Raw genomic sequence first — 26040 nt, 5'->3', positions numbered from 1 at the left:
GCTATGCCGGCTGCGGCACCCGCGGGCGCGGCAGCAGCGCGAACAGGATCTGCACGACACCGGCGAACAGTCCGAGCCCGACACCGAGCTGCAGGGCGAGGTCGTAGGATCCGAGAGTGTCGAACACCCAGCCGCCGCCGAACGCGCCGACGAAGCTGCCGACCTGGTGGCTGAGGAAGGTCACCCCCTGCAGCATGGCCAGCCAGCGCAGGCCGAACATCTCGGCCACCATGCCGGTGACCAGCGGCGCCACGCCGAGCCACAGGAAGCCCATCACCGCAGCGAACAACACCGTGCTCTCCGGGGTCGGGGCCTGCACGAAATACCATGCGATCGCCAGCGAGCGGGCGATGTAGATCCCGCCCAGCAGCATCGGCTTGTTCCAGCGTCCGCCGGCCCAGCCGAAGAACAGGCTGCCGAGCACGTTGAACCCGCCGATGGTGCCGAGCGCGGTGGCGCTGAGCAGCGGGTCGAGGCCGCACAGCACGAGGTAGGAGGGCAGGTGGGTGGTCAGGAAGACCAGCTGCATGCCGCATACGAAGTAGGCGAGCGTCATCACCACGAAAGGTGCCCGCCGGACGGCGACCCGCAGGGCGGCCCGCGCTGTCAGTCCGTCGCTGCCGCCGGGAACCGAAACCGGCGGCGCCAGGCCGTCGACCCGGCCGGCCATCCAGGCGGCCGGGATCATCGCCAGTGCCAGCACCACGAATCCCATGACCCCGACCCGCCAGCCGTGGTCGACCGACAGGATCTGGCCGATCGGCGCGGCGACCAGCGCGCCGACCGACCCGGCCGCCGAAACGACGCCGAGCAGGGTGCTGCGCCTCTCCGGCGAGACCACGCGGGCGGTGACCGCCATCGCCATCGAGGCCGAGGCGAACGCCATCGCCACGCCGATCGTCAGCCCGGCGCCCAGCATGACCGCGACCAGCCCGCCGGCCCCGGCCAGAAGCGCCATCCCGGCGACGTAAAGCACGGCCCCTGCCAGCATCACCGGCCGGAATCCCCAGCTTGCGACCAGCCAGCCGGCGAAGGGCTGGCACAGTCCCCAGGTCAGGTTCTGGATGGCGATGGCCAGCGCGAAGTCGGCGACCGAGATCGCCAGCTCGGCGGTCAGCGGCGGCATGAAGATGCCGAGGCTCTGCCGCAGCCCCATGGCGACGCTCAGCATCACCGACGCGCCGAACAGGATCGGCAGCATGCCGCGGAGACCGCCGTGTCGTTCCAAGGTGACCTCCAGCCGTGCGGGCAGCCACCCTCCGGTGACGGCCGCGGCAGCCTATGGCCAGGCCGTTCGCCGTGACAACAAGCCGATCGTCACCAATGTCGTGACGAACCGGCGAGCAGCGCCCGGCTCGGCGGGCCGGAGCCGTTCACGGCGACGCGTCGAACCAGCTGGCGATCCCGTCCAGCGGCCGGCGCCGCCCGCCGAACTCGGGCACCCGGCAGTCCGGCGCGGGGAACCCGGTTACCAGCAGCAGGTAGGGCTTCTCGTTGTCGGGCCGCCGGCAGATCTCGTTCAGGAAGCCCATCGGGCTCGGCGTATGGGTCAGGGTGGCGAGGCCGGCGTTGTGCAGGGCGGCGATCAGGAAGCCGGTGGCGATCCCGACCGATTCCGCGACGTAGTAGTGCTTGACCCGGCGGCCGTCCGGCAACTCGCCGAAGCGCTGGGCGAACACCGCGATCAGCGTGGCGTCCTCGAGGAACGGCTTGTGCTCGTCGGTGCCGAGCGGTGCCAGCGCCTCCAGCCATTCCTGCGGGGCGCGCTCGCGGTAGAACTCGCGCTCCTCCTGCTCGGCCGCCACACGGATGCGGCGTTTGACGGCCGGGTCGGTGATGACCGCGAAGTGCCAGGGCTGCATGTTGGCGCCGGACGGCGCCGAGCCGGCGGCCCGCAGGCAGTGTTCGAGCACCTCGCGCGGCACGTCGCGGGCGACGTAGTCACGCACGGTGCGGCGGCGCCTGAGGTCGTCGGCAAAACCGGCGGCACGCGCCACCATCTCGTCCTCGGAATACTCGACGTAGCCGGCCAGCGGCTCGAACACGGGCGCGTCCATGCCGGGTCATCCTCCCTGCTTCAGGGTGTCAGCCATCTTCTCGGCCAGCATCACGGTGGTCAGGTGGGTGTTGGCGCGGACCACCTCGGGCATGACCGAGGCGTCGATCACCCGCAGGCCGCTGCAGCCGACGACGCGACAGGCCGGGTCGACCACCGAGCGCGGGTCGTCGTCGGCCCCCATCCGGCAGGTGCCGCTGGCATGCTGGGCGTCGGAGCACTCGGCCATCATCCAATCGTCGAGCGCTTCGCCGGTGAGCGCGTCCTCGACCGAGCGGCCGGAGATGCCGTACTCGACCCGGTCGGCGATGGCGGCGACGGCGGGTGACCGGCCGATCGCGCGCAGCCGCTCGACCCCGTCGCGCATCCGCAGCAGGTCGCGCTCGTCCGACAGCATGCGCTCCTCGATCGCCGGATCGGCGGCCGGATCAGCGGAGACGATGCGCACGGTGCCCTGGCTGAACGCCTGGTAGACCGACACGGCGATGCGGCCGCGCCCGAGGTCCCCGTCGGCCTCCGAGCGCAGGTTGCCGGCGATCATGATCATGTCGTTCTCGCCGGCCCCGGCGAGGCCGGAGGCGTAGCGCAGGCAGCAGTTGGTATGCCGGTGCATGCGGGTGCCGACCCGGGCGTCTTCGCGCAGATGCAGGAGGATGCCGAGGATCGGGTGGTCGAGCAGATTGTCGCCGACCGGCAGGTCGGCCACCACCGGGATTTCGAGGGAGCGTAGATGCGCGGCCGGACCGATGCCGGTGCGCTGCAGGACCGCCGGCGAGTGGATGGCGCCGGCCGCCAGGATGACCTCGCGGGTGGCGCGGACCTGCCGGCGCGCGCCGTCGATCAGCACCGTCGCGCCGCTGACATGCGGACGGTTGCCCTCGACCGTCAGGGTGTCGACCAGGGCGTTGCCCACGATCGTCAGGTTGCGGCGCCCACGCGCGGGCTCCAGGTAGCCGTCGTTGGTCGACACCCGGTAGCCGTCTCGGCTGTTGATGGCATAGGGCGAGGCGCCGGTGCCCTCGGGCGCGTTGTGGTCGTCGCACCACGGATAGCCGAGTTGCTCGGCTGCCCCCTTCAGGGCCCGGTCGACAAACCCCCAATGCTCGACCGGCGCCCGGTACACCGGGATCGGGCCGCCGCGGCCGTGATAGGGAGCGTCGCCGAAATCGACGTCGTCCTCCAGCTTGCGGAAATAGGGCAGCACCCGGTCCCAGCCCCAGCCGTCGCATCCGGCTGCCGCCCAGCGTTCGAAGTCGTCGGGGATGCCGCGGATGGCGATCTGGCCGTTGATGGTCGACGAGCCGCCGATGGCGCGGCCGCGCCACAGCAGCTTCGGCTCCTGCCGGTCGGTTCGGCGCGCCAGCAGGGTCGGCCAGCGGTAGTCGTCGTCGCCGATCGCCCGCAGCGGGTTGGGGATGCGGATGTGCTCCGGCGTGTCGGCGGTCCGGAAATCGCGGCCGGCCTCCAGCAGCAGCACGCGGACCGCCGGGTCCTCGCTCAGCCGCGCCGCCAGGACCGCGCCGGCCGAGCCGCCGCCGATGATCACGTAGTCGTAGTCCTGCTGCATCGTCCTGCGTTCCGTGGTTGCTGCCCGCCGGCGTCCGACCCAACAGGACGACACCCGGCGGGCCGCTGGCAAGCCCGATCAGCGCGTCGGCAGGCGGATCAACGCGGGGATGGCGGCTGCGCCGCCGGGTGGAACACCAGCCCGCCCAGCACCATGTCGATGTCGCGGCCGTTGGCGGCGAGCGGCAGGTTCAGGGTCTCGTACTGGTAGAAGTTCTTGTCCGGATAGAATGCCTCGCCGAAGGTCCGCACCGGCCGTCCGTGGTCGATCATCCACCGGAAACTGGCGTAGATCTGCCGCAGCAGGGTCTCCGGGTAGATCTCGTCGTAGTATTTGCCGGTCGAGTCCCGGTTCATGGCCTGGGTGATGGCGGTGCCGATTAGCCGGTAGCGCAGGCGGAGCGGCGACCTCTGGACGTCGATCAGGACGACGTTGCCCAGATGCGGCGCCAGGTCGATCGGGTCGATGTCCGCCCGGCTCGGGAACAGCCGGTCGCCGCGCTTGGCGAGCCAGTAGCGATGGATCGCCAGAAGAGTCGCGTCGCGGCAGTTGAGCTCAGGATCGAGGTCGACCCACAGGTTCGGTGCTCGCACGTCGCGCGCCCTCAACTTCCGGGCGGCACTGGAGCGGGGTATCCACCCGGGGTGATCGCCCGGAGGACAGTGTAGTGCGATCCGGCCGGTTGCCGGAAGGCGTCCGGCGGGGTACCGGTCGCGTCGCCGCCAACCCGGGGAGGTCCCGATGCCCAGCGAGAAGATGCCGCCGGCCGCTGCCGGCCTGCGCCGCGACGTGCCGGTCGAGCCGGCCGCCACCGCGCTGCTGCTGGTCGACGTCCAGAACCTGGAGATCGGCGACGCGATCCGGCGGGCCCACCCGGCCTTCGTCGCCGACCTGGAGGCCCGGGTGGTGCCGAACATCGCCCGGCTGGTCGCCGCCGCCCGCGCCACCGGCATCGAGGTGGTCTACACGGTGATCGAGAGCCTGACCCTGGACGGCCGCGACCGCAGCCTCGACCACAAACTCTCGGGCATCCTCGTGCCGAAGGGGGCCTGGGAAGGGCGGGTGATCGACGCGGTGGCGCCGGCGCCGAACGACGTGGTGCTGCCGAAGACCTCGTCCGGGGTCTTCAACTCGACCAGCATCGACTACGTGCTGCGTAATCTCGGGGTCCGCCACCTGATCGTCGTCGGCCTGCTGACCGACCAGTGCGTCGACATGGCGGTACGCGACGCCGCCGACCGCGGCTACTACCCGGTCTGCGTCGCCGACTGCTGCAGCAGCTATTCGACCGAGCGCCACGACGGCGCGCTGCGGGCGTTCGGCGGCTACTGCCGGACGGTGACGCTGGAGGAAATCCTGGCGGAGATCGCCGGCGCCGCCTGACCGCCGCTATCAGCCCGGCACCGGGGCATCCGGCCGCAGCAGCCCTTCGGCCACCAGGTCGCCCCACAGGGCGGGCGGCACCGGGGTGTCGACGGCGGCGACGTTGCGCGCCACCTCGCCGGGACTGACCATGCCGAGCACCACCGAGGCGACCGCCGGATGCCCGAGCGGGAACCGCCCGGCGGCGACCGCCAGCGGTACCCCGTGCGCCCGGCACACCGCCTCGATCCTGGCGGTCCGCTCGAGGATCTCCGGCGGGGCGGGGCGGTAGTTGTACGTGGCGCCCTCGACGGCGCCGGTCGCCAGGATGCCGGAGTTGAACACCCCGCCCATCAGCACGGCGATGCCCTTCTCGGCGGCCAGCGGCAGGAAGTCGTCCAGGGCGCCCTGCTCGAGCAGCGAGTAGCGACCGGCCAGCAGCACGGCGTCGAGGTCTCCGGCCCGCGCGAAGCGGGCGGCGGTGTCGGCCTCGTTGAGCCCGACGCCGATCGCCTTCACCACGCCCTCGGCGCGCAGTTGCTCGAGCGCCCGATACGCGCCGTCCATGGCCTCGGCGAAACGGCCGTCGAGCGCCTCGGCGCCGTGGGTCCAGCCGTCGACGTCGTGGATCAGCGCGATGTCGACATGGTCGGTGCCGAGCAGCAGCAGCGACTGCTCGAGCGACCGCATCGCCCCATCGTAGGAGTAGTCGAAGCGCGGCGTGAAGGGCAGGGCGTCGACATAGCTGGCCCGCCCGCTGCCGGCGGGGCCGCCGGTGCGTCGGGCCGGGGACAGCAGCCGGCCGACCTTGGTGGACAGCACGACCCGGTCGCGGGCGGTGCGACGCAGCGCGGTGCCGATGCGGGCGGCCGACAGGCCCTGGCCGTACAGCGGCGAGGTGTCGAGCAGGGTGATCCCGGACTCGATCGCGGCGGTCACCGCCGCCACCGCCTCGGTGTCGTCCAGCCGGCGGTTCAGGTTGCCGAGCGGCGCCCCGCCGAAGCCGAGGCGCGACAGCGCCAGGCCGGTGCGGGGGTGGCGGTACAGATCGACGGGCATCGGGGTCTCCTGCGGTTCCGGGCACGCCGAGGCCGGATGATAGCCCGGCCCCGGCTCTCCGAGTCGCTGCGATCGAGGGGACGGCGGTGGTGCGCCCCGGAGTCTCGCCGGAGCGTCTTGTCCTCGCGGACGACCGGGTCGCCCCGGGGGGCGGCGACCGCAACGTTACCGTGCCTGCAAGTGCCTGGATTTACGACCACGTCGGGCCGGAACAATCCCGTGAAGAGGCGTGAAGCGGGCGTGCCGACACCCTATGTCATTGGAGAGCGAGGGCGGAATCGGAGATGGCGGTGTCGCGGGACGATGCCACACTGTGCCATACTGAGGACATCAGATGCCCTTGTTGTCGGGATATCAGAGATTAAGTGTTTTTTAAGGGGCGGCAGACGACCATAAGAGGGTTGGATAAAAATTAGAAGTACGTGAAGTAAATACGAAAGACACATCAAGTGTCGCTGGTCGCGGAATGGCGATGACTGTTTCGCCCGCGAGGGGGACGCCAGCTGAAGAGGCGGGTTCCGAATGCCTGGACCAGGGATTGACGAGTATATAGTGCGCGAACGCGGCCGAGTGCCGGTCCGAGCCGGAAACAAGACTTAAAAAATACGACGGCTCGAAGCCGGCGCAATGCCGATGCCGACGCAGTCCAGGCGCGATCTTTCGAGGCCGCAGAGCGCGGTCACGTGGTTGCCACCATGGAGTGAGGCATGAGCGTCATGAACGACGTCTTTTCCGAGTACGCCGAGACCTATCAGACCCGCAAGGAGTCCGAGATGAGTCTGATGGAGTACCTGGAACTCTGCGGGACCGATCCGATGGCCTGCGCGTCCGCCGCCGAGCGGATGGTGGCGGCGATCGGCGAGCCCGAGATCGTCGATACCTCGAGGGACGCCCGGCTCGGCCGCATCTTCATGAACCGGACGATCAAGGTCTATCCGGCCTTCCACGACTTCTACGGCATGGAGGACACCGTCGAGCGGCTCGTCGGCTACTTCCGCTATGCCGCCCAGGGCCTGGAGGAGCGCAAGCAGATCCTCTACCTGCTGGGCCCGGTCGGGGGCGGCAAGTCGTCGCTGGCCGAACGCCTGAAGACGCTGATGGAGAAGTTCCCGATCTACGTCCTGAAGGCCGGCGACGACCTCAGCCCGGTGTTCGAGAGCCCGCTCGGCCTGTTCGACCCGGAGCGCATGGGCGCCAAGTTCGAGGATCGCTTCGGCATCCCGCGCCGCAAGCTGACCGGCCTGATCTCGCCCTGGGCGGTCAAGCGGCTCGACGAGTTCGACGGCGACCTCACCAGGTTCAAGGTCGCCAAGGTGTTCCCCTCCAAGCTGCGCCAGATCGGGGTCGCCAAGACCGAGCCCGGCGACGAGAACAACCAGGACGTCTCGACCCTGGTCGGCAAGGTCGACATCCGCAAGCTGGAGTATTTCAGCCAGAGCGACCCGGACGCCTACAGCTATGCCGGCGGCCTGAACCGCACGACCCAGGGCCTGCTCGAGTTCGTCGAGATGTTCAAGGCGCCGATCAAGGTCCTGCACCCGCTGCTGACCGCGACCCAGGAGAGCAACTACGTCGGCACCGAGAACATCGGCGCCATGCCGTTCCAGGGCGTCATCCTGGCGCACTCCAACGAGTCCGAATGGCAGAGCTTCCGCAACAACCGCAACAACGAGGCGTTCCTGGACCGGGTCTCGGTGATCAAGGTGCCGTACTGCCTGCGGGTCCAGGAGGAGCTGAAGATCTACGAGAAGCTGATCGACAACAGCGAGCTGGCGGAGGCGGCCTGCGCCCCCGGCACCCTGGAGATGCTGGCGCGTTTCAGTGTCATGACGCGGCTGCGCGAGCACGAGAACTCCGACCCGTACTCCAAGATGCGGGTCTATGACGGCGAGAGCCTGAAGGACACCGACCCGAAGGCGAAGTCGATCCTGGAGTACCGGGATGCCGCCGGCGTCGACGAGGGCATGGAGGGCCTGTCCACCCGGTTCGCCTTCAAGGTGCTGTCGAAGACCTTCAACTACGACGCCAAGGAGGTTGCGGCCGACCCGGTCCACCTGATGTACATGCTCGAGCAGGCGGTCCGGCACGAGCAGTTTCCTGACGACACCGAGCGCCGCTACCTGGAGATGATCAAGAGCGAGCTCGGCCAGCGCTACGCCGAGTACATCGGCAACGAGATCCAGAAGGCCTATCTGGAATCCTACAACGACTACGGCCAGAACCTGTTCGACCGGTATCTCGACTATGCCGACGCCTGGGTCGAGGACCACGACTTCAAGGACCCGGACACCGGGCAGATGATGGACCGCGAGCTGCTGAACCAGGAGCTCAGCAAGATCGAGAAGCCGGCCGGCATCGCCAACCCGAAGGACTTCCGCAACGAGGTGGTGAAGTTCGCGCTGCGGGCCCGGGCCCAGAACGCCGGCAAGAACCCGTCCTGGACCTCCTACGAGAAGATCCGCGACGTGATCGAGCACCGGATGTTCAGCCAGGTCGAGGACCTGCTGCCGGTCATCAGCTTCGGGACCAAGAAGGAGTCGGAGACCGAGCGCAAACACGCCGAGTTCGTCGAGCGCATGGTGTCGCGCGGCTACACCGAGCGCCAGGTCCGCCGGCTGGTCGAGTGGTACATGCGCGTGAAGCAGGCCGGGTAGGCCGGCTGGTCCAGAAGGGACGGTCCGAACGATGCACATCATCGACCGGCGCAGGAATCCGCAGGGCAAGAGCCTGTCGAACCGGCAGCGCTTCCTGAGGCGGGCCAAGCGGCAGGTCACCGAGGCGGTCAGGCAGGCCTCGGGCGAGCGCAGGATCCGCGACGTCGCCGACGGCGAGCGCATCGTGATCCCGACCGACGGCCTGCGCGAGCCGCGGTTCCACCACGACGGCGAGACCGGGCACCAGGACGGGGTGGTGCCCGGCAACAAGACGTTCCAGGAGGGCGACCGGATCCCGCGTCCGGACGGCGGCAGCGGCAAGTCCGGGCGCGAGGGCAGTGCCGACGGCGACGGCACCGACGCCTTCGGCTTCGTGCTGACGCGCGAGGAGTTCCTCGACATCTTCCTGGAGGACCTGGAACTCCCCGACCTGATGAAGAAGAGCGTCAGCCGGTCGGAGAACACCACGCCGGAGCGCTCGGGCTTCGCGACCTCCGGGTCGCCGACCAACATCAACCTGCTGCGCACCATGCGCAACAGCCTGTCCCGGCGGATCGCGCTGCGGCGCCCCAGCACCGACGAACTGGAGGCCCTGCGCGCCGAGATCGCCGAGCTCGAGCGCAGCGCGCCGGACAGCCGCAGGCTCGACGAGCTGCGGATCCGGCTCGGCCTGCTGGAGCGGCGGACCCGCGAGATCCCCTATCTCGACCCCATGGACATCCGGTTCAACCGCTTCGAGGCGGTGCCGAAGCCGATCACCCAGGCGGTGATGGTCTGCATGATGGACGTGTCGGGCTCGATGTCGGAGTCCATGAAGGACCTCGCCAAGCGGTTCTTCATGCTGCTCTACCTGTTCATCCAGCGCCGCTACCGGCATGTCGAGATCGTCTTCATCCGCCACACCCACAAGGCCGAGGAGGTCGACGAGGACACCTTCTTCTACAGCCGCGAGACCGGCGGCACCGTGGTGTCCACCGCCCTGGTCGAGATGCGCAAGGTGATCGCCGAGCGCTTCCCGGTCTCGGACTGGAACATCTACGCCGCCCAGGCCTCGGACGGCGACAACCTGACCGCCGACGGCCCCGAGGTGGCGGCGATCCTGGCCCGCGACATCCTGCCGATCACCCAGTACTTCGCCTATGTCGAGGTGTCCGGCGGCGTCGGCGAGCTGCTGAAGACCGACTCCAACCTGTGGCGGACCTACGCGCCGTTCTCGGCCACGCACCGCAACTTCGCCGCCCGCCGGGTGGCCGACCGGGCCGACATCTACCCGGTGTTCCGCGACCTGTTCACGCCGGAGAAGCACAGTGTCTGACGCCGCGATCACGACCGGGGATCCGGGCCTGCTGTTCTCGGAGCACGACTGGTCCTACGACGCCGTGCAGCGCACCTACGACGCGATCGAGGAGATCGCGCTCAAGGAGCTCGGCCTGGACGTCTATCCCAACCAGATCGAGGTCATCACCGCCGAGCAGATGCTGGACGCCTACGCCTCGATCGGCATGCCGCTGATGTACAACCACTGGTCCTTCGGCAAGCACTTCGCCTACAACGAGCTGCTCTACCGCAAGGGTGCGCGCGGCCTCGCCTACGAGATCGTCATCAACTCGAACCCCTGCATCAGCTACGTCATGGAGGACAACTCCATGGCCATGCAGGCGCTGGTGATCGCGCACGCCGCCTTCGGCCACAACCACTTCTTCAAGAACAACAACCTGTTCCGGCAGTGGACCGACGCCGAGGCGATCCTCGACTACATGCAGTTCGCCAAGTCCTACATCGCGCGCTGCGAGGAACGCCACGGCGCCCGCGCGGTCGAGCGGGTGCTGGATGCCGCCCACGCCCTGATGGATCACGGCGTCAACCGCTACCAGCGCAAGCGCCGGGTCAGCCCGAAATCGCGGGAGCAGCGGGCCCGCGACCGGCTGCGCTACGAGGAGGAGAGTTACAACGACCTGTGGCAGCGCACGGTGCCGGTCGACGCGCGCCCGGAGCATGACGACGGCCGAGAGCCGGCGCCGCGGGTCGCCGACCTGGTGCCGCTGCCCGAGGAGAACATCCTCTACTACCTCGAAAAGATGGCGCCGCGGCTGGAGCCCTGGAAGCGCGAGATCCTGCGCATCGTCCGCCAGCTCGCCCAGTACTTCTATCCGCAGAAGCAGACCAAGGTGATGAACGAGGGCTGCGCCACCTACGTGCACTACCGGATCATGAACCGGCTGCACGAGAAGGGGCTGCTGTCCGACGGCGGGGTGCTGGAGTTCCTGCACTCGCACTCGTCGGTGATCTTCCAGCCCGACTTCGACGACAAGCGCTACTCCGGCATCAACCCCTACGCGCTCGGCTTCGAGATGATGACCGACATCCAGCGCATCTGCGAACGCCCGACCGACGAGGACCGCGAGTGGTTCCCGGAGATCGCCGGCAACGGCGACGCCATGGGCACGCTGCGCGATGCCTGGGCGAACTACCGCGACGAGAGCTTCGTGCTGCAGTTCCTCAGCCCGGCGGTGATGCGGCGCTTCAAGATGTTCCGGCTCAGCGCCGAGGCCGACGACCCGGAATACCTGGTCGAGGCGATCCACAACGAGCGCGGCTACCAGAAGATCCGCAAGGCGCTGGCGCGGCGCTACGATGTGGCCCTGCAGGACCCGAACATCCAGGTGATCGCGGCCGACCTGGACGGCGACCGGGTTCTGGTGCTGCGCCACGAGGCGATCGCCGGCCGGCTGCTCGACCGGGAGGACGCCACTGCGGTGCTGCAGCACGTGGCCGACCTGTGGGGCTATCCGGTGGCGCTGGAGGAGGTCGACGCGGCCAGCCACGACCTCCTGCGCGAGCACGACCGGGTCGAGCCGCGACCGTGACGAGCACGGCGTCCCGACGGAGGGCCGAGGGGAACTGCGCGGCAAACCGATCATGACCGACATCGGGAACCGCTGGGACGACACCTACGCGGCCAGGGCCGACAACGAGGTGAGCTGGTATCAGGCGCTGCCCGAGCGCTCCCTGGCCATGATCCAGGCGGCGGTACCGGGGTCGTCGGCCGGGATCGTCGACGTCGGCGGTGGGGCGTCGCGGCTGGTCGACGGGCTGCTGGCCGAGGGGTACGCCGACGTGAGCGTCCTCGACGTGTCGACGGTGGCGCTCGAGCGCTCGAAGGCACGTCTCGGCGCGCTCGCGGAGAGGGTGTCCTGGATCGTCGCCGACGTCACCGTCTGGCGGCCGGAGCGCGCCTGGGACGTCTGGCACGACCGCGCCGTGTTCCACTTCCTGACCGAGCCCAAGACCCGGGACGCCTACATCGCCGCCCTGCGGCAAGGCACCCGGCCGGGCGCGGCGGTGATCATGGCCACCTTCGCGCCGACCGGCCCGGGACAATGCAGCGGGCTGCCCGTCATGCGCTACGGCCCGGCGGGCCTGGCGGACTGCCTGGGACCGGACTTCGCGTTGTACGAGGCGGCGGCCGAGGTGCATCGGACGCCGTCCGGGTCCACCCAGGACTTCACCTATACGGCGTTCCGGCGAAAGTAAGTGCCCGAGCGAGCGTCGCCGCCGTTTCTATCCGATCCGCCGGGCGATCTCGGCCCACAGCATCTCGTAGGCGGCCGCCGGCGCCGACTTCGGCGCGAAGGCGGCGAGCGGCGCGCGCTCGGATCCCATGCGCTCGACCACGCTGGAATAGGGGACGCTGACGGGCAGGGCCTCGCCGTGGCTCTCGGGAAAGCTGTCGACGATGTCGCGGTGCATGGTCTTGCGGCGGTCGACCATGGAGAAGAACGGCAACAGCCGGAGCCCCGTGAGCTTCTCCTCCTCGCGGAACGTCCCCAGTTGCTCGTAGGTGCGCAGCGACAGGGTGGTCGGGATCAGCGGCACCACCAGGGCGTCGGCGGCGTGGAACACCGTCTCCGAGACCAGCGAGACGCTCGGCGGACAGTCCAGGATCACGTAGTCGTAGTCGCCGGCGAGCGGCTTCAGCTGCCTGGCCAGTCGCTTCTTGGACTTCTTCTCGGCGTCGAGCAGCAGGTCCAGGTTGCGGAACGAGAAGTCGGCCGGGATCAGGTCGAGCCGGTCGTGGTCGGTCGCCTTGATCAGGTCGTCGAGGTCGCGCTTGCCGGACACCAGGCCCTTGCCACCGCCCTTCACCTTCGGCTTGACCCGGAAGTAGAAGGTCGCCGCGCCCTGCGGGTCGAGGTCGACCACCAGCACCCGGGCGCCCTCGCGGGCCGCCACGAAGGCGAGGTTGACCGCGGTTGCGGTCTTCCCGACGCCGCCCTTGATGTTGTAGCAGGCAACCACCTTCATCTTCCGCCTCCGGCCTTGCCCCGGGTCAGCCGCCGCAGGCGGTCGCCGAACCGGCGTTTGGCGACCGGCGCGAACACCGAGGCGAACCGCGCCCGGGCCTCGGCACGCCGGATCTCCAGGTCCTCCGCCAGGGCCCCGATCGCCATCAAGGTCACCGGTCCGGCGGCCCCGGTCCGTCCCATGATCTCGCCGAACCGCCGCAGCGCTTCGGCCTGCACCGCGGTGTCCTGGACCTCGCCGAGATCCTGCTGCAGTTCCTTGAGCTTCCTGAGCACCGCGGCGGCCGGCTTCGCCGGGTACACGTCGCGCCCGATCTCGAAGACGTAGCGCAGCTTCTTCATGGTCTTGCGCAGGGCGTGCAGTTCCTCGGCGGGCGAGTCCGGCGTGATCGCCGAGCCGTCCTCGACTACCTGCCGGTACAGCTTGCGGATCCGGCGGCCGGCCAGCTTGCCGATCGGCGTCCGCGCCCGGTCGGTCCGGCTCCAGGCGTCGTCGCCGGCGTCGAGGGCGCGCCGCCAGCGCCGTACGCCGTCGCGGAACCGGCGCGAGTGGAGCTGCCTGACGAGCTTCGCCTGGGCCTTGTCGCGCTCGGCCTTGAGGTAGCGGCCGAGCGGCTCGAGGTCGGCCGCCTGGTCGGGCGACCGGCGCCGGTGCGCCCGCCAGTCCAGGACGTGCACGTCGAGGTCGCGGGTCGGCCCGGTGACCTGCCCGAGCCAGGCGAAGAACCCGCGCGCGTGCTCCAGCTCCGGTTCCGGCTGGTCCGACCGCAGCAGCGTCAGTATCGCCCGGCTGCGCCGGACCGCGACCCGGAGCTCGTGCAACTCCTCGCAGTCGAGGTCGGCGGTCACACCGGCGGCGCGATGCTCGACGGTGTCGAGCAGGGCCTGCAGCACCGGCCGCAGCGCCAGTCCGGCGGGTAGCCCGGCATCGGCGACCGACGGATAGGCCGCCCCTTTCGGCTCCGGCAGCAGGCTCGTCGCCAGCACCGACAGCGGATCCGGGGCCGAGGGCGACCAGCCGAAATGACGCGAGATGCGATCGGCGATGCGGTCGCCGTCGGTCCGATAGCCCTTCAGCGCATCGACCCGGACCGCGCTGCACCGCTCGCCCGGATCCGTCGACGAAGCGGTGCGCGCGGACAGCCGGCACCGGATTTTGCCGGCGGTATCGCGCAGGGCGGCACGGTGCTCCACGACGGCGATCCATGGCGACGGCTGCAGGCCGCGGATGTCGACGATCGGCGCCAGCGCCTTTCTGAGCGGGCCCTGCGGCAGGTCGTCGACCAGTCGCGGGGCCGGGACGGCAATGTCGGCGGCGGCGCGTGTCCGACCGCTCGCGGAGACCAGGCGCCAGTGCTCCGGTTCGCCGTCGCCGGCAGGCTCGGCTTCCAGGCGGAAGCCGCGCCGGGCCAGCCGGCGGTCAACGGTGTCGAGCAGGCGCAGCCGCCGGGTCGTCATCTCCTCGGGGTCGGCCTGCAGGGTTCCGCGGACGGCGTCGGCGATCGCGGCGAGGGGGGTGACGACCGCGGGGCGTTCGCGCGCCCCCGCCGCTCGCGGCTGCGGTTCCGGTGTGCGAGAAGGCAATCCGACCTCAAGCGCTGGCCAATGGCGGCGGCAGGATAGCATTCAGAACGGCGCGGGCGCGCCCCAAGATTGAGATCGGCCGGGTCGGGCCGGTGCCGGTCCCCAAGGTCCGCTCGACCCAGCGCAGGCGGTGCTCGCAGCGGCGCGCCAGGGACGGGTTGAAGGGCCGCGCCTCCAGTTCGCAACGCAGCAGCGCGCGAATCTCGGTCAGCGCCTCGCGGCGCCCCTGGACCATGGCCGGCCGGCGCAACTCGCGCTCGACCGCCGCCAGCCGGCGCTCCAGATCGAGGATCGGCATCAGGATGACGCGCGGGTCGGCGTTTTCGACCACCAGCCGCAACTGCGGCCCGTGCTGGTGCATGGCGGTTCCACCCATGGCTGCTTCCTCCGAGACGCTCGGAACATAGGCGCACGCCGTGCGCTTCTCAAGGGCAAATTACGCACCTGGTGCGCTTTTTTTCAGTTTCGTGACCCTCGCGATACGATGGTCCTTCTCACATCGATGCGTCGGGCCGAAGCGTCAAGGTACCGCACGATCCTTCCCATTCCCTTACGACGCGCTCGCATGCTGATATGCGACCCGCTTACTGACCGGCGAGGGGAGTTCGGCATGGCGGCCTACAAGGCCTACGACGCGGTCCGGCGCATCGCGGTGCTCGGCTGTGGCACCATCGGCGCCAGCTGGGCGGCGTATTTCCTGGCGCGCGGCTACGACGTGGCGGCATGGGATCCGGCCGACGGCTGGCGGGACCGCCTGCAGGCCTTCGTCGACAACGCCCTGCCGCAGCTGCGCGCGGTCGGCACCGCCGTCGACCGCGAGGGCCGCCTGGAGATGCTCGACACGCCGGAAGCGGCGGTCGCGGGCGCCGACTTCGTGCAGGAGAACGCCACCGAGCGGGCGCCGATAAAGATCGACCTGTACCGGCGGATCGACGCGGCGCTGGCGCCGGACGCGATCCTGGCGACCTCGACCTCCGGGCTGATCCTGTCCGAGATGGTCGAGGGCATCGCGGCGGCACCGCGCTTCGTGGTCGGCCATCCGTTCAATCCGCCGCACCTGATCCCGCTGGTCGAGATCGTCTCCAGCAAGGTCACCGACCCGGCCGCCGCCGACTGGGCCTTCGGCTTCTACGCCCATATCGGCAAGCATCCGATCGTGGTGAAGAAGGAGGTGAAGGGCCATCTCGCCAACCGCCTGCAGGCGGCGCTGTGGCGCGAGGCGTTCAACGCCGTCGCCGACGACCTGGCCAGCGTCGAGGACATCAACGCGGCGATCGCCCAGGGGCCCGGGCTGCGCTATGCGCTGATGGGACCGCACATGATCTTCAACCTGACTGGCGGCAAGGGCGGCATCCGGGCGGCGATCGAGCAGTTCGGGCCGCCGATGGCGTCCTGGTGGGCGACCATGCAGAAGACCCCGGAATTCGACGACGACCTGAAGGCCCGGCTGATCGAGGGCATCGAGCGCGAGATGGGCGACCGCACGATCGAAGACCTGGAGAACGAGCGCGACACCCGCCTCGTCCTATTGCTGAAGATGCTGCGCGAGACGGAGACAGCGCGATGAGCACCGCCCCCCAGCCGAAACGGATCGTCGTGGTCGGCGCCGGCATCGTCGGCGTGTCGACCGGCCTGCACCTGCAGCGCGAAGGCCATTCGGTCACCCTGGTCGACCCGACGCCGCCGGGCCGCGGCACCTCGTTCGGCAACGCCGGCTCGATCGCCATCGGCAGCGTCTACCCGACCGGGTCGCCGGGGAACTGGAAGCAGGTTCCAAAGATGCTGACCGACCCGATGTCACCGCTGCGAATCAAGTGGTCCTACGTGCTGAAGGCCGCCCCCTGGTTCTGGCACTTCCTGGAGGCCAGCCGGGAGAGCCGGGTCGAGGAGATCTCGCATCACCTCTGGGCGCTGTCCAAGGATGCGATGACCTCGCACCGCAAGCTGATCGAGCTGACCAGGGCGCATGACATCGTGAAGCCCGTGGGCTGGCTGAAGGTCTATTCGAGCCAGCAGAGCCTGGACAAGACGAAGCACGAGCGCGAGGTGATGACCCGGCGCGGCGTGAAGTTCGACGTGCTGACCGCCGACGAGATCCGGCAGCTGGAGCCCGGCCTGTCGCCGAAGTTCACCCACGGCTACCACCAGCCGGAGAACGGCTTCGTCAGCGAGCCGGTCAAGCTGACCGAGGCGTATTTCGCGAAGTTCAAGGAGCTCGGCGGGCGCTGGGTTCCGGAAAAGGTGCGGCGCTTCGCCATGGGCCCGAACGGGGTCGAGAAGGTGGTGACCGACCTCGCGATGTACCCCTGCGACGCCGTGGTGGTGTGCGCCGGCGCGCGCAGCCACGAGATCGTGGCGATGCTGGGCCGCCGGTTCCCGCTCGACACCGAGCGCGGCTACCATCTGAACCTGACCGTCCAGGAGGGGCCGGAGCTGCGGCGCGCCACGGTTATCGGCGACCACGGCTTCGTGCTGGCGCCGATGCAGGACGGCCTGCGGCTGACCACCGGCGCCGAGTTCGCCGGCGTCGACGCGCCGCCGGACTTCCGCCGGATCTACCGGATGCTGGAGCTGGCGCACCAGGCCCTGCCGGGGCTGAAGGCCGAGGTGACGCGCGAGTGGCTGGGCTTCCGCCCCTCGACCCCGGACAGCGTGCCGGTGATCGGCCGCTCGCCGGACCACGCCAACGTCTACTACGGCTTCGGCCACGGCCATATCGGCCTGACCCTGTCGGCCCGCACCGGCGAGCTGGTCAGCGACCTGATCGCCGGCCGCGACCCCGGCATCGACATGACGCCGTACCGGATCGAGCGGTACTGAGGGCGGAAGTGCATGCGTCGGAGCGGCGGGTGGGTCCCGGCTCTCCGCGGCGAGCCGCTCCGGAATGACGAAGGGAAAGTGCACATGCATTCCCCGTGATCCCGGAGCGGGTCGCCGCAGGCGGAACGCATCCGGGACCCACGAAGCGACCGGCGCGTCACGCCGCCGGATGCGGGACCCGGAAGCCGACCATCAGCCTGTTCCAGACGTTGATCAGGCCGATCGCCACGCCGAGATTGGTCATCTCGGCCTCGCTGAACTGCGCCTTCAGGGCCTCGAAGTCCTCGTCGGGCGCCCGGGTCTCGGCGACCAGGGTCAGGGCCTCGGTCCAGGCCAGCGCCGCGCGCTCGCGGTCGCTGAACAGCGGCGACTCCCGCCAGGCGGCGACCAGGTGCAGGCGCTGCTCGCTCTCGCCGGCCTTGCGGGCGACCTTCACGTGCATGTCGATGCAGAACGCGCAGCCGTTGATCTGCGAGGCCCGGATCTTCACCAGTTCGAGCAGCGAATGCTCGAGGCCGCAGTTCTGGACGTAGGTGTTCAGGGCCCGAACCGCCTGATAGGCGTCCGGGCAGGCTGTCAGGGGGTTCAGCCGGGGTTGCATCGGGTCCTCTCGCGTCGCTCCGGAAATCCGGGGAACTCCGAACACGCGTATCCGCGACCGGGTAGAGCCAAGTCCGTCAGCCGACCATGGACCGAGCGTAGCCCTCCAGCGCCGCGATCATCCGGGTGACCGCCGCCCGGGTGGCGGCGAAGCGCTCGCTGCGGACGATCGCGGTCTCGTCCATGTAGATCCCGCGGTTGACCTCGATCTGCAGCGACTCCCGGCCGGCGGCCGGGTCGGAATAGCGGCGGATCAGCTCGACGCCCTTGAACTTGACGTTGACCGCCACCGAGTAGCCCGACGCGCGCAGGGTCTCGACCACCAGTTCGGTGGTGGCCGCCGACGCGGTGGTGCCGTCGCGGGTACCGACGATGAAGTCGGCGCGCCGCTCGCCCTGGTCGCCCCAGCGCGGGTCGCCCCATTCCGGCATCGAGTGGCAGTCGACGTGGAACACGCGGCCGAACCGGGCATGGGTCTCGTCGAGGGCGGCCTTCAGGGCGTGGTGATAGGGCCGCCAGTAGGTCTCGATCCGGTTCCGGACTTCGTCGACCGTCAGCCGACGGTCGTAGATCGCAGTCTCGCCGTCGATCACCTTCCAGATCAGCGATGCGCCGCGCGCGGTCTTCTCGGTGGTGTCGACTTCGCCCGGCCAGTCGCCCTCCACCATCGAAAGGTCGAGGTCGCGGTCACTGCGGTTCGGGTCGATATAGGCGCGCCGGAACAGCGCCTCGATCAGGATCGCGCCGTGGGCCGGGGCGGCGCCGAACAGATCCTCGACGAACCAGTCGGCGACCCGCTCGCACTGCTCCCGGGGGATCGCCGGCCGGAAGTCGGGCGGGAACAGCAACCCGGTGTGGGGGCTGTCGAACACCAGCGGCGCCGGCTCCCCGGCCGGGTCGGTGCGGCGCAGGACGTTCGGGATCTCGTGGCTGGCCATGGCGCGCTCCGGCGGATCGACGGCCCCGGTTCTAGCGCCCGGCCGGAGGCGCGGCAACCGGTCCCGGCGCGACCCTGGCCACCGGCCGTGGGGCATTGACCGGCGGGGCGGGCTGCGGGCTGAATACCCCCGCATCCCCAGCCGGAGAGAACGACATGGCCCCGCCGCGCGTGCTGATCGGACAGTTCATGCACGAGACCAACACCTTCAGCGTCCAGAAGACCGGGACCGACGCGTTCGCGCGCGTGCTGCTGCACGAGGGCCCGGCGATGGTCTCGGCGCTGCGCGGCACCAACAGCGAGACCGCCGGCTTCCTGACGGTCGCCGAAGCCGAGGGCTGGACGGTGGTGCCGTCGGTGGCCGCGATCGCGACCCCGGCCGGGCCGGTGACGGCGGAGGCCTGGGACCGCCTGGGCCTGGCGATCGCCCGCACCGCGGCGGCCGAAGGGCCGTTCGACGGGGTGCTGCTGGCCCTGCACGGCGCCATGGTGACCGAGCTCGACGACGACGCCGAGGGCGCGCTGCTGGTGGCGGTGCGCGAGGCGGTCGGCCCGGACGTGCCGGTCGGGGTGACCCTGGACCTGCACGCCAACGTGTCCGACCGCATGGCCGACCTGGCCAGCGTGCTGTGCCCGTACCGGACCTACCCGCATGTCGACATGGCCGAGACCGGCGAGCGCTGCGCCCGGCTGATCGGTGATGCGATGGCCGGCCGGACCCGGCCGCGCACCGTGCTGGCCCGCCGGGCGCTGGCCGAGGGCTTCGACCACGGACGCACCGACGCCGGCCCGATGCTGGAGGCGCTGGCCAGCGCCGCCAAGGCCGAGAGCCGGCCGGGCATCCTCGCCACCTCGGTCTGCGCCGGCTTCTCCAGCGCCGACATCGCCTTCATGGGGCCGAGCGTGGCAGTCAGCTACGACGCCGGGGTCGCCGGCGCCGAGGCCTCTGCCCGTGCGATCGCCGAGTCGTTGATGGACTTCTGCGTCGAGACCCGGGCGCACCAGGGCAACACCTACCTGACCCCCGACGCCGCGGCGGCCCGCGCCAAGGTGCACGAATCGAGGGCGCACGAAGCCGGGGCGGCGAAGCCGATGGTGATCGCCGACTATGCCGACAACCCGGGCGGCGGCGCCTATGGCGACGCCACTGGCCTGCTGAAGGCGATGCTGGACGCCGGGCTGCGGAACGCCTGCTTCGGCGCCATGGTCGACGGCGAGGCGGCGGCCGCCCTGCACGCCGCCGGCGAGGGGGCGACGGTCACCCTGGCGGTCGGCGGCAAGGTCGACCCGCGGTTCGGTGGCGATCCGCTGACCCTGACCGGCACGGTCGAGCGCCTGACCGACGGCCGCTTCGTGTGCGACGGCCCGATGTGGCGCGGCATCGCCAAGTCGTTCGGTCCGAGCGGCGTGCTGCGGGTCGGCGGGGTGCGCGTCCTGATCGTGACCAACAGCATGCAGATCACCGACGTGCAGCAGTTCCAGCACGCCGGCATCGACCCGGCGGCGATGGCGACGGTCGGCCTGAAGTCGATGCAGCATTTCCGGGCCGCCTACCAGCCGCTGGCCGACGAGGTGCTGGTCTGCGACACCGGCGCGCTGTGCTCGCCGGACGTCCGCAACCGGCCGTTCCGCAAGCTGCGCCGCCCGATCTGGCCGCTCGACCCGGACGCCTGACGTTACGGGTCGGCCGGCGCCCGTCGCGCCGTGGGTTCCGGCTCCGTTCCGCCAGCGGCGGACCGGTCCGGAATGACGTCCAAATAAGGGAGCGACCATCCCTCACATTCGTCATTCCGGACGGACGCGCCGAGAGGCGCGGCCGAGCCGGAACCCACCCGCCGCGACCGAGGTCCCACGGCGCTCATCCGAACCGCTCCAGTCCCGCGATCGTCTGCCGTATCACCTGGCGTGAGCGCCACAGCACCATCTCCTTCCAGGCGTCGGTGGCCGGGTAGTAGTGCCACTTGATGGCGCGCTTGATGGCCTGGGCCTCGGCGTCGTGCCAGTCGAAGGTGCGGTGGGCGTGCAGCCAGTGGTCGGCCCGCAGGTTCTTGCGGCTGCGCTCCTGGTCGTAGGTGCCGTATTCCAGGGCGACATAGGTGTAGCGCTCGCCCAGCCGCGGCTCCCAGAACCGGCCCTGGGTGCCGTTCAGGGGGATCGAGAACGACGCGCCCTCGGCCGGCAGGCCGGTGGAATCGCCGTACATCGCCAGCACCCGGTCGAGGTTCACGGTGCCGCGCCTGTGGCCGCAGATCGGCTCGCCATAGCCGTGCGGGCCGAGCCCGGTGTGGACGTCGATCACCGAGACCATGCGGCGGTCGCCGAGCTTGAAGGCGTCGACGATGCCGGCCAGGGTCTGGCGCGCCCGGCTCGGCGCGGTGCCGCCGAAGAACATCGAGTGCTGGTGTTTGTACTGGCCGGCCTTGCGCGCGGCCTGGAACGCCTTCTCGCCATGCTTCGCGCGCCAGGCGGCGATCTTCTCCTCGGCCGCGGCCAGGGTGGCGTCATCGAGCGAGGCCGGCACGAAGGCGTCGACCAGTTCGTCATGGCCGGGGTTCTCCGGCAGCGGCTGGTCGAAGTCGACGAAGTTGCGGTTGAGGTCGCAGCCCTCCTCGGTGACCCGGCGCCACCAGGCGAAGCCGTGGCAGTTCAGGGCGTGGACCAGCAGGACCGCGGTGTCCGCCGGCAGGTTGCGGGCGGCGTCCTGGGCCAGCCAGTCGACCTGCACGCCGGAGCCGCAGAAGCCCTCGACCCCGTGGGTCGCGCTGATCAGCACCAGCACCCGGCCGGCGTCCTGCGGGCCGAGCCAGGCGACGTCGGTGGTGAGCGGCTCGCCATGCGGGCCCCGCAGCGGGTTCTCCCAGGCGGTGAGGCTGGCCCCGGCGGCGGTCGCGGCGGCGAGGAACAGCTGGCGGGCGTCGCCGTATTCGTCGGCGAAGCTCGACCGGATCGAGGTCAGGATGTCCATCCGCTGCGGGTATCACCGGGGTGCGGCGGCGGCAAGCCGCCGCGTCGGAAGCACTGTGCTGCCGACCCCCGTGCCGCCGCTTGACTCAATCCCTGTTTCGGGAGAATTTCCCATATATGGAAAACACTCTCACGGACGACGGCTCCATCGATCGCCGGATCGCCCAGCGCTTGCGGGCGCTGCGCGGTGAGCGCGGCTGGTCGCTGGACGAGCTGGCCAGGCGCAGCGGGGTCAGCCGGGCGACCCTGTCGCGGCTGGAGAACGCCGAGGTCAGCCCGACTGCGAGCGTGCTGGGCAAGCTCTGCGCGGCCTACGGCCTGACCATGTCGCGGCTGATGCACATGGTCGAGGGCGACTTCCGGCCGCTGGTGCGGCGCGACGCCCAGCCGGTCTGGGTCGATCCCGAGGTCGGGTTCCGGCGGCGCTCGGTGTCGCCACCGTCCCAGACCCTGGCGGCCGAAGCGCTGGAGTGCGAGCTCGAGCCCGGCACCCGGATCGCCTACGACGAGCCGCCACGGCCGGGGCTGGAGCACCACCTGCTGCTGCTCGACGGCGCCCTGACGATCGCGGTCGGCGGGCAGACCCACGAGCTCGGGCCGGGCGACTGCCTGCGCTACCAGCTGTTCGGTCCCAGCACCTTCACCACCCCTGGGAATAGCGGCGCCCGCTACGTCCTGTTCATGGTCTGAGGCGGCATGGAAACTGATCTTCCGGCGGATATCTCGGAACTCTCGGCGGCCGAGATCGCCGCCAACCTGGGCGGGCTCGGCGCGCTGCTGCACGCCTGCGTCCACGACGGCGCCAGCATCGGCTACGTGCTGCCGTTCACGGCCGGCGACGCCGAGGCGTTCTGGCGCGACAAGGTGCTGCCGGCGGTGCGCGGCGGCTCGCGGGTGCTGTGGGTGGCGCGCCGGGACGGCCGGATCGCCGGCTCGGTCCAGCTCGACCACGACACCCCGCCGAACCAGCCGCACCGGGCCGAGGTCCGCAAGCTTCTGGTGCATCCGGAGTTCCGGCGCCAGGGCATCTCGCGGGCGCTGATGGCGGCGCTGGAGCGCCGGGCCGCCGGCCTCGGCCGCAGCCTGCTGACCCTGGACACCCGGACCGGCGACGTCGCCGAGCCGCTATACGCGTCGATGGGATACCGGACCGTCGGGGTGATCCCGGGCTACTGCCGCGACCCGTTCGCCGACCAGCTCGACCCGACCACCATCATGTACAAGCTGCTCGGGCAGGGGGAACAGGCGGCATGAGCGCGCCGGTGTTCGTGGCCCTGGCCCTGGTCGCCGGCGCCCTGCTGGCCGCTCAGGGGCCGATCCTGGCGCGGCTGGCGGTGTATGCCGGCGGGCCGATCCAGGCGGCGATCGTCGCCTTCGCGATCGGGCTGACGGCGCTGGTAGCCCTTTGCCTGCTGACCGGCGGGGCCCTGCCGCGGCCGTCCGGCGTGCTGCGGATGCCGATCTGGGTGTGGGCCGGCGGTCTGATCGGCACCAGCCTGCTGGTGCTGACCCTGCTGGCGGTGCCGCGGATCGGCGTGACCACCTTCGCAGCGGCGGTGGTGTGCGGCCAACTGGTCGCCGCGCTCGCCTACGACCACACCGGCGCGTTCGGCCTGGAGCTGCGGCGGATCGAACTGCGCGACCTGGCCGGGGTCGCCCTGCTGATCGCCGGGCTGGTGATGATCACCGGTCACCAGCGGAACTGAGGGGCTGCCGGGCCGGCCGGCCGAATCCCGCTGTGCAAGCGGGCCGGCGGTGCTGTATATAGGGCGCATCGGAGGAATCCGGTCGGGTACAGCGGTACCGGTCGCAAGCTTGGCGCCGGCACGTTCCCGCCCGGAGACGGCAGAGCGCCATGATCGGCGGTCGCAAGTCGGACGGTACCCTGGGCGGGCGTTTCGCCTCGCTGTCGCTGTCGTTCCTCTGGATCCTCACGCTGCTGTCGGTCGTCGTGTGGTCGGTCTCGGGGACGCCCCCGGGCGTCGGCGCGCGGTTGCCCGCCGTCGCGGAAGTCAGCGACCCGGCCGCTCCGGATGCGTCGCCGTCGGGGGCGGCGCTCTACGCGCAGCTTCCCGTCGTCCCTGCCATGGCGGAGAAGCGCCTGGCGGCGACCGGCGAGTCGACCAAGGGCGGGCCGGACCAGGGCGACCTCGATCTTCCCGGCTCGCCGCCGGCAATCGCTGCCGAACGGGGTGTCGAGGCCGCGGCGGTCGCATCGGTCGTGCCCGGCGAAGGCCCGACCGGCCGCGTCCGGGCCAGGGCGCCGCCCGCCGACGCCTGACGACCGGCCGCGCCTGAGCGGCCCAGAAAGGCCCCCAGAATTCCCATTTGTGCCGCCGACGCGGACCGGCCCTGGCCTTCCGCCGCGGTCGCCCTGCCTCATCGGAACCGCAGCTGCTCCCGGCGACGCCGGTCCCAGGCATCGGGAAAGCGCGCGGCAAGAAAGGACACCTCATGTCATCCGCTTTCAGCATCCCGGCCGGTGGCCTCATGGCGCGCCGGTTCGACCGGTTTGAGGAGTGAGGCCAATGGCACTCGTGCTCGAACTGGCTCTCGCCACGGCGGCGGCCGGTCTCGGTTGGTTGCTGGCCAGGGCCCTGCTCCGGCTCAGCGCTCTCGAGCACCCGGGGTCCGGGGGCGCCATCGGGTTTCGGCAGGTCGCCGGTACCAACGCCCTGGGACTGCTTCTCATCGCCGTGTTCGTGGCCGGCAGCGGCCTGATGATCGACGCGCTTTGCCGCGTTGCGGTCGCGGTCGGCTGACCGGCGCGCCAGACAAGGATCGGGATACATCATGCAAGGCTATCTGCGCATCGCCGACCGGCTCGAGCGCATCCCGCAAATCTTCGGGAAGCTCGGGGCTTGGCTGATCCTGCCGCTGATCGGGATCATCATGTTCGACGTGATCACCCGGAAGTTCCAGTTCATGCAGCAGTGGATCATGTCCACGGTGCTGTACGACTTCATGTCGCCGACCAAGCTGCAGGAGCTGGAGTGGCACCTGCACGCCGCCCTGTTCCTGCTGGCCCTGGGCTATGCCTACACGGTCAACGCCCATGTGCGCGTCGACCTGCTGCGCGAGAAGCTCAGCGACCGCGGGCAGGCCTGGGTCGAGCTGATCGGCATCCTCTGCCTGATGCTGCCCTACGTCCTGGTGGTCCTCTACTACGGCTGGACCTTCGTGCACCAGGCATGGGAGTCCAACGAGTCGTCGGACGCCATGACCGGCCTGTCGCACCGCTGGGTCATCAAGTCCTTCGTGCTGCTGGGGCTGGCCCTGACGCTGATGGCCGGCGTGGCGACCCTGCTGCGGCAACTGGTCTACCTGTTCGGTCCGGAGGACCTCCGCGGAACCGTGAAGATGAACATGCTCACCTCCGCCGTGGCCGAGCATCTGCCGAAGATCCAGGACAGCGGAGAACCGGGCGACTTGCCGCCCGGGGTCGTCGCCGAGCGCGGCGCGGGCTGGTGAGGCGGAGGCGAAGATGGGCTTCTACTGGGCGGACTACCTGTCCGTATACATGTTCCTGGCGCTTGCGCTCGGACTGTTCTCCGGCTTTCCCGTGGCGTTCGTGGTCGGCGGAATCGGCCTGGCGTTCGGCTTCCTAGGGGCTGCCGTCGACTACTTCTCGCTGATCGAGTTCTACAACATCCTGCCCCGCGTCTGGGGCGGCGCCGCCGCCAACCTGGTGCTGGTCGCGATCCCCTGCTTCATCTTCATGGGTACCATGCTCGAGCGGTCGGGCGTGGCGAACGACCTGCTCGACATCCTGGAGATCCTGCTGCGCCGGGTTCCCGGCGGCCTGGCCCTGTCGGTCACCGTGATGGGCACCATCATGGCGGCCACCACCGGCATCATCGGGGCCTCGGTGGTGATGATGACGCTGATGGCGCTGCCGACCATGCTGCGCCAGCGCTACCAGAAGGAACTGGCGACCGGCACCCTGGCCTCCTCGGCGACGCTGGGCATCCTGATCCCGCCCAGCATCATGCTGGTGATCATGGCCGACCTGCTGGCGATCTCGGTCGGCAACCTGTTCCTCGGCGCGATCCTGCCGGGCCTGCTGCTGTCGTGCCTGTACTTCGCCTACATCCTGGTGGTGTCGTCGCTGAAGCCGCACTGGGCGCCGTCGC

At 70.2% G+C, this 26040-nt stretch carries 26 protein-coding genes; 15 read left to right on the top strand and 11 right to left on the bottom strand.

Translation table 11 applies throughout. The features are described from left to right. Nucleotide 1 precedes the first annotated feature (1 nt). From RIC31_RS18935 to RIC31_RS18920, 4 genes are all read right to left on the bottom strand, one after another. Entirely contained in the window at nucleotides 2–1228 is a 1227-nt protein-coding gene (locus RIC31_RS18935) for an MFS transporter (RefSeq protein ID WP_350111437.1), read from the bottom strand. 145 nt (nucleotides 1229–1373) lie between these two features. Further along, nucleotides 1374–2057: a nitroreductase family protein gene (locus RIC31_RS18930; protein ID WP_350111434.1), complete on the bottom strand. Its 684-nt coding sequence runs from the start codon at nucleotides 2055–2057 to the stop codon at nucleotides 1374–1376. A 6-nt stretch (nucleotides 2058–2063) separates the two neighbouring features. Further along, nucleotides 2064–3623, bottom strand: a complete 1560-nt coding sequence (locus tag RIC31_RS18925) for a GMC family oxidoreductase (RefSeq protein WP_350111431.1) — start codon at nucleotides 3621–3623, stop codon at nucleotides 2064–2066. A 98-nt stretch (nucleotides 3624–3721) separates the two neighbouring features. After that, entirely contained in the window at nucleotides 3722–4216 is a 495-nt protein-coding gene (locus RIC31_RS18920; RefSeq protein ID WP_350111427.1) for a PAS domain-containing protein, read from the bottom strand. Between the two features lie 148 nt (nucleotides 4217–4364). Between RIC31_RS18920 and RIC31_RS18915 the strand changes: the two genes are divergently transcribed. After that, nucleotides 4365–5006 (top strand): cysteine hydrolase family protein, encoded by a 642-nt coding sequence (locus RIC31_RS18915; RefSeq protein ID WP_350111424.1) that lies wholly within the window; start codon nucleotides 4365–4367, stop codon nucleotides 5004–5006. Between the two features lie 9 nt (nucleotides 5007–5015). Here the strand turns inward: RIC31_RS18915 and RIC31_RS18910 are convergent, their stop codons facing one another. Next, complete coding sequence (locus RIC31_RS18910; RefSeq protein ID WP_350111422.1) at nucleotides 5016–6044, bottom strand: aldo/keto reductase; 1029 nt, start codon at nucleotides 6042–6044, stop codon at nucleotides 5016–5018. Between the two features lie 707 nt (nucleotides 6045–6751). Here RIC31_RS18910 and RIC31_RS18905 point away from each other — a divergent pair. The 4 genes from RIC31_RS18905 to RIC31_RS18890 are packed head-to-tail and all read left to right on the top strand — an operon-like array spanning nucleotide 6752 to nucleotide 12232. Further along, nucleotides 6752–8698, top strand: coding sequence for a PrkA family serine protein kinase (locus tag RIC31_RS18905; RefSeq protein WP_350111419.1), 1947 nt, complete (start codon nucleotides 6752–6754; stop codon nucleotides 8696–8698). A 31-nt stretch (nucleotides 8699–8729) separates the two neighbouring features. Beyond that, nucleotides 8730–10013 (top strand): YeaH/YhbH family protein, encoded by a 1284-nt coding sequence (locus tag RIC31_RS18900; RefSeq protein WP_350111416.1) that lies wholly within the window; start codon nucleotides 8730–8732, stop codon nucleotides 10011–10013. Next, nucleotides 10006–11565: a SpoVR family protein gene (locus RIC31_RS18895; RefSeq protein WP_350111413.1), complete on the top strand. Its 1560-nt coding sequence runs from the start codon at nucleotides 10006–10008 to the stop codon at nucleotides 11563–11565. The genes RIC31_RS18900 and RIC31_RS18895 overlap by 8 nt, the downstream gene beginning before the upstream one ends. A 52-nt stretch (nucleotides 11566–11617) precedes the next feature. Continuing rightward, nucleotides 11618–12232: a class I SAM-dependent methyltransferase gene (locus RIC31_RS18890; protein ID WP_350111410.1), complete on the top strand. Its 615-nt coding sequence runs from the start codon at nucleotides 11618–11620 to the stop codon at nucleotides 12230–12232. 27 nt (nucleotides 12233–12259) lie between these two features. Here RIC31_RS18890 and RIC31_RS18885 read toward each other — a convergent pair whose 3' ends face one another. From RIC31_RS18885 to RIC31_RS18875, 3 genes are read right to left on the bottom strand one after another with little or no spacing between them, the layout of a single operon-like run. Next, nucleotides 12260–13003 (bottom strand): ParA family protein, encoded by a 744-nt coding sequence (locus RIC31_RS18885; RefSeq protein ID WP_350111407.1) that lies wholly within the window; start codon nucleotides 13001–13003, stop codon nucleotides 12260–12262. Further along, complete coding sequence (locus tag RIC31_RS18880) at nucleotides 13000–14586, bottom strand: CHAD domain-containing protein (RefSeq protein WP_350111404.1); 1587 nt, start codon at nucleotides 14584–14586, stop codon at nucleotides 13000–13002. Before RIC31_RS18880 ends, RIC31_RS18885 begins: the two co-directional genes overlap by 4 nt. Before the next feature lie 7 nt (nucleotides 14587–14593). Beyond that, nucleotides 14594–14962: a hypothetical protein gene (locus tag RIC31_RS18875; protein WP_350111401.1), complete on the bottom strand. Its 369-nt coding sequence runs from the start codon at nucleotides 14960–14962 to the stop codon at nucleotides 14594–14596. Between the two features lie 234 nt (nucleotides 14963–15196). On the opposite strand from RIC31_RS18875, the gene RIC31_RS18870 reads away from it, so the two are divergent. Both RIC31_RS18870 and RIC31_RS18865 read left to right on the top strand, forming a co-directional pair. After that, nucleotides 15197–16153 carry a 3-hydroxyacyl-CoA dehydrogenase NAD-binding domain-containing protein gene (locus tag RIC31_RS18870; protein WP_350111398.1) on the top strand — a complete coding sequence of 319 codons (957 nt, stop codon included), beginning with the start codon at nucleotides 15197–15199 and terminating at the stop codon, nucleotides 16151–16153. Continuing rightward, nucleotides 16150–17406: an NAD(P)/FAD-dependent oxidoreductase gene (locus tag RIC31_RS18865; protein WP_350111395.1), complete on the top strand. Its 1257-nt coding sequence runs from the start codon at nucleotides 16150–16152 to the stop codon at nucleotides 17404–17406. Before RIC31_RS18870 ends, RIC31_RS18865 begins: the two co-directional genes overlap by 4 nt. Nucleotides 17407–17563: 157 nt before the next feature. On the opposite strand, the gene RIC31_RS18860 is transcribed toward RIC31_RS18865, so the two are convergent. Beyond that, entirely contained in the window at nucleotides 17564–18007 is a 444-nt protein-coding gene (locus RIC31_RS18860) for a carboxymuconolactone decarboxylase family protein (RefSeq protein ID WP_350111392.1), read from the bottom strand. A 76-nt stretch (nucleotides 18008–18083) separates the two neighbouring features. Then, nucleotides 18084–18944 carry an N-formylglutamate amidohydrolase gene (locus RIC31_RS18855; protein WP_350111389.1) on the bottom strand — a complete coding sequence of 287 codons (861 nt, stop codon included), beginning with the start codon at nucleotides 18942–18944 and terminating at the stop codon, nucleotides 18084–18086. A gap of 155 nt (nucleotides 18945–19099) precedes the next feature. On the opposite strand from RIC31_RS18855, the gene RIC31_RS18850 reads away from it, so the two are divergent. Next, nucleotides 19100–20617, top strand: coding sequence for a M81 family metallopeptidase (locus RIC31_RS18850; protein WP_350111386.1), 1518 nt, complete (start codon nucleotides 19100–19102; stop codon nucleotides 20615–20617). 184 nt (nucleotides 20618–20801) lie between these two features. On the opposite strand, the gene RIC31_RS18845 is transcribed toward RIC31_RS18850, so the two are convergent. Continuing rightward, on the bottom strand, nucleotides 20802–21908 hold the full coding sequence (locus RIC31_RS18845; RefSeq protein ID WP_350111383.1) for a DUF2817 domain-containing protein: 1107 nt from the start codon (nucleotides 21906–21908) through the stop codon (nucleotides 20802–20804). 116 nt (nucleotides 21909–22024) lie between these two features. Between RIC31_RS18845 and RIC31_RS18840 the strand changes: the two genes are divergently transcribed. From RIC31_RS18840 to RIC31_RS18810, 7 genes are all read left to right on the top strand, one after another. Continuing rightward, complete coding sequence (locus RIC31_RS18840; RefSeq protein WP_350111380.1) at nucleotides 22025–22597, top strand: helix-turn-helix domain-containing protein; 573 nt, start codon at nucleotides 22025–22027, stop codon at nucleotides 22595–22597. 6 nt (nucleotides 22598–22603) lie between these two features. Beyond that, nucleotides 22604–23161 (top strand): GNAT family N-acetyltransferase, encoded by a 558-nt coding sequence (locus tag RIC31_RS18835; RefSeq protein WP_350111377.1) that lies wholly within the window; start codon nucleotides 22604–22606, stop codon nucleotides 23159–23161. Continuing rightward, entirely contained in the window at nucleotides 23158–23613 is a 456-nt protein-coding gene (locus tag RIC31_RS18830; RefSeq protein ID WP_350111373.1) for a DMT family transporter, read from the top strand. The genes RIC31_RS18835 and RIC31_RS18830 overlap by 4 nt, the downstream gene beginning before the upstream one ends. A gap of 149 nt (nucleotides 23614–23762) precedes the next feature. Further along, nucleotides 23763–24188, top strand: coding sequence for a hypothetical protein (locus tag RIC31_RS18825; RefSeq protein WP_350111370.1), 426 nt, complete (start codon nucleotides 23763–23765; stop codon nucleotides 24186–24188). 247 nt (nucleotides 24189–24435) lie between these two features. After that, on the top strand, nucleotides 24436–24669 hold the full coding sequence (locus RIC31_RS18820; protein WP_350111367.1) for a hypothetical protein: 234 nt from the start codon (nucleotides 24436–24438) through the stop codon (nucleotides 24667–24669). A gap of 31 nt (nucleotides 24670–24700) precedes the next feature. Beyond that, nucleotides 24701–25378: a TRAP transporter small permease subunit gene (locus tag RIC31_RS18815; RefSeq protein WP_350111364.1), complete on the top strand. Its 678-nt coding sequence runs from the start codon at nucleotides 24701–24703 to the stop codon at nucleotides 25376–25378. A gap of 13 nt (nucleotides 25379–25391) precedes the next feature. Continuing rightward, on the top strand, nucleotides 25392–26040 hold a 649-nt coding region (locus RIC31_RS18810), incomplete at its 3' end, for a TRAP transporter large permease subunit (protein ID WP_350111361.1).

The organism is Thalassobaculum sp., assembly GCF_040219615.1.
GTDB lineage: Bacteria > Pseudomonadota > Alphaproteobacteria > Thalassobaculales > Thalassobaculaceae > Thalassobaculum_A.
Note: the sequence above shows the minus strand (reverse complement) of the source record. Positions and strands in the feature narration are given on the sequence as shown.

Coding starts and splice junctions, on each gene's coding strand:
- RIC31_RS18930 (WP_350111434.1), bottom strand. CDS start 2,057: ATGGACGCGCCCGTGTTCGAGCCGCTGGCCGGCTACGTCGAGTATTCC.
- RIC31_RS18925 (WP_350111431.1), bottom strand. CDS start 3,623: ATGCAGCAGGACTACGACTACGTGATCATCGGCGGCGGCTCGGCCGGC.
- RIC31_RS18915 (WP_350111424.1), top strand. CDS start 4,365: ATGCCCAGCGAGAAGATGCCGCCGGCCGCTGCCGGCCTGCGCCGCGAC.
- RIC31_RS18910 (WP_350111422.1), bottom strand. CDS start 6,044: ATGCCCGTCGATCTGTACCGCCACCCCCGCACCGGCCTGGCGCTGTCG.
- RIC31_RS18905 (WP_350111419.1), top strand. CDS start 6,752: ATGAGCGTCATGAACGACGTCTTTTCCGAGTACGCCGAGACCTATCAG.
- RIC31_RS18900 (WP_350111416.1), top strand. CDS start 8,730: ATGCACATCATCGACCGGCGCAGGAATCCGCAGGGCAAGAGCCTGTCG.
- RIC31_RS18890 (WP_350111410.1), top strand. CDS start 11,618: ATGACCGACATCGGGAACCGCTGGGACGACACCTACGCGGCCAGGGCC.
- RIC31_RS18885 (WP_350111407.1), bottom strand. CDS start 13,003: ATGAAGGTGGTTGCCTGCTACAACATCAAGGGCGGCGTCGGGAAGACC.
- RIC31_RS18875 (WP_350111401.1), bottom strand. CDS start 14,962: ATGGGTGGAACCGCCATGCACCAGCACGGGCCGCAGTTGCGGCTGGTG.
- RIC31_RS18870 (WP_350111398.1), top strand. CDS start 15,197: ATGGCGGCCTACAAGGCCTACGACGCGGTCCGGCGCATCGCGGTGCTC.
- RIC31_RS18865 (WP_350111395.1), top strand. CDS start 16,150: ATGAGCACCGCCCCCCAGCCGAAACGGATCGTCGTGGTCGGCGCCGGC.
- RIC31_RS18860 (WP_350111392.1), bottom strand. CDS start 18,007: ATGCAACCCCGGCTGAACCCCCTGACAGCCTGCCCGGACGCCTATCAG.
- RIC31_RS18855 (WP_350111389.1), bottom strand. CDS start 18,944: ATGGCCAGCCACGAGATCCCGAACGTCCTGCGCCGCACCGACCCGGCC.
- RIC31_RS18850 (WP_350111386.1), top strand. CDS start 19,100: ATGGCCCCGCCGCGCGTGCTGATCGGACAGTTCATGCACGAGACCAAC.
- RIC31_RS18845 (WP_350111383.1), bottom strand. CDS start 21,908: ATGGACATCCTGACCTCGATCCGGTCGAGCTTCGCCGACGAATACGGC.
- RIC31_RS18840 (WP_350111380.1), top strand. CDS start 22,025: ATGGAAAACACTCTCACGGACGACGGCTCCATCGATCGCCGGATCGCC.
- RIC31_RS18835 (WP_350111377.1), top strand. CDS start 22,604: ATGGAAACTGATCTTCCGGCGGATATCTCGGAACTCTCGGCGGCCGAG.
- RIC31_RS18830 (WP_350111373.1), top strand. CDS start 23,158: ATGAGCGCGCCGGTGTTCGTGGCCCTGGCCCTGGTCGCCGGCGCCCTG.
- RIC31_RS18825 (WP_350111370.1), top strand. CDS start 23,763: ATGATCGGCGGTCGCAAGTCGGACGGTACCCTGGGCGGGCGTTTCGCC.
- RIC31_RS18820 (WP_350111367.1), top strand. CDS start 24,436: ATGGCACTCGTGCTCGAACTGGCTCTCGCCACGGCGGCGGCCGGTCTC.
- RIC31_RS18815 (WP_350111364.1), top strand. CDS start 24,701: ATGCAAGGCTATCTGCGCATCGCCGACCGGCTCGAGCGCATCCCGCAA.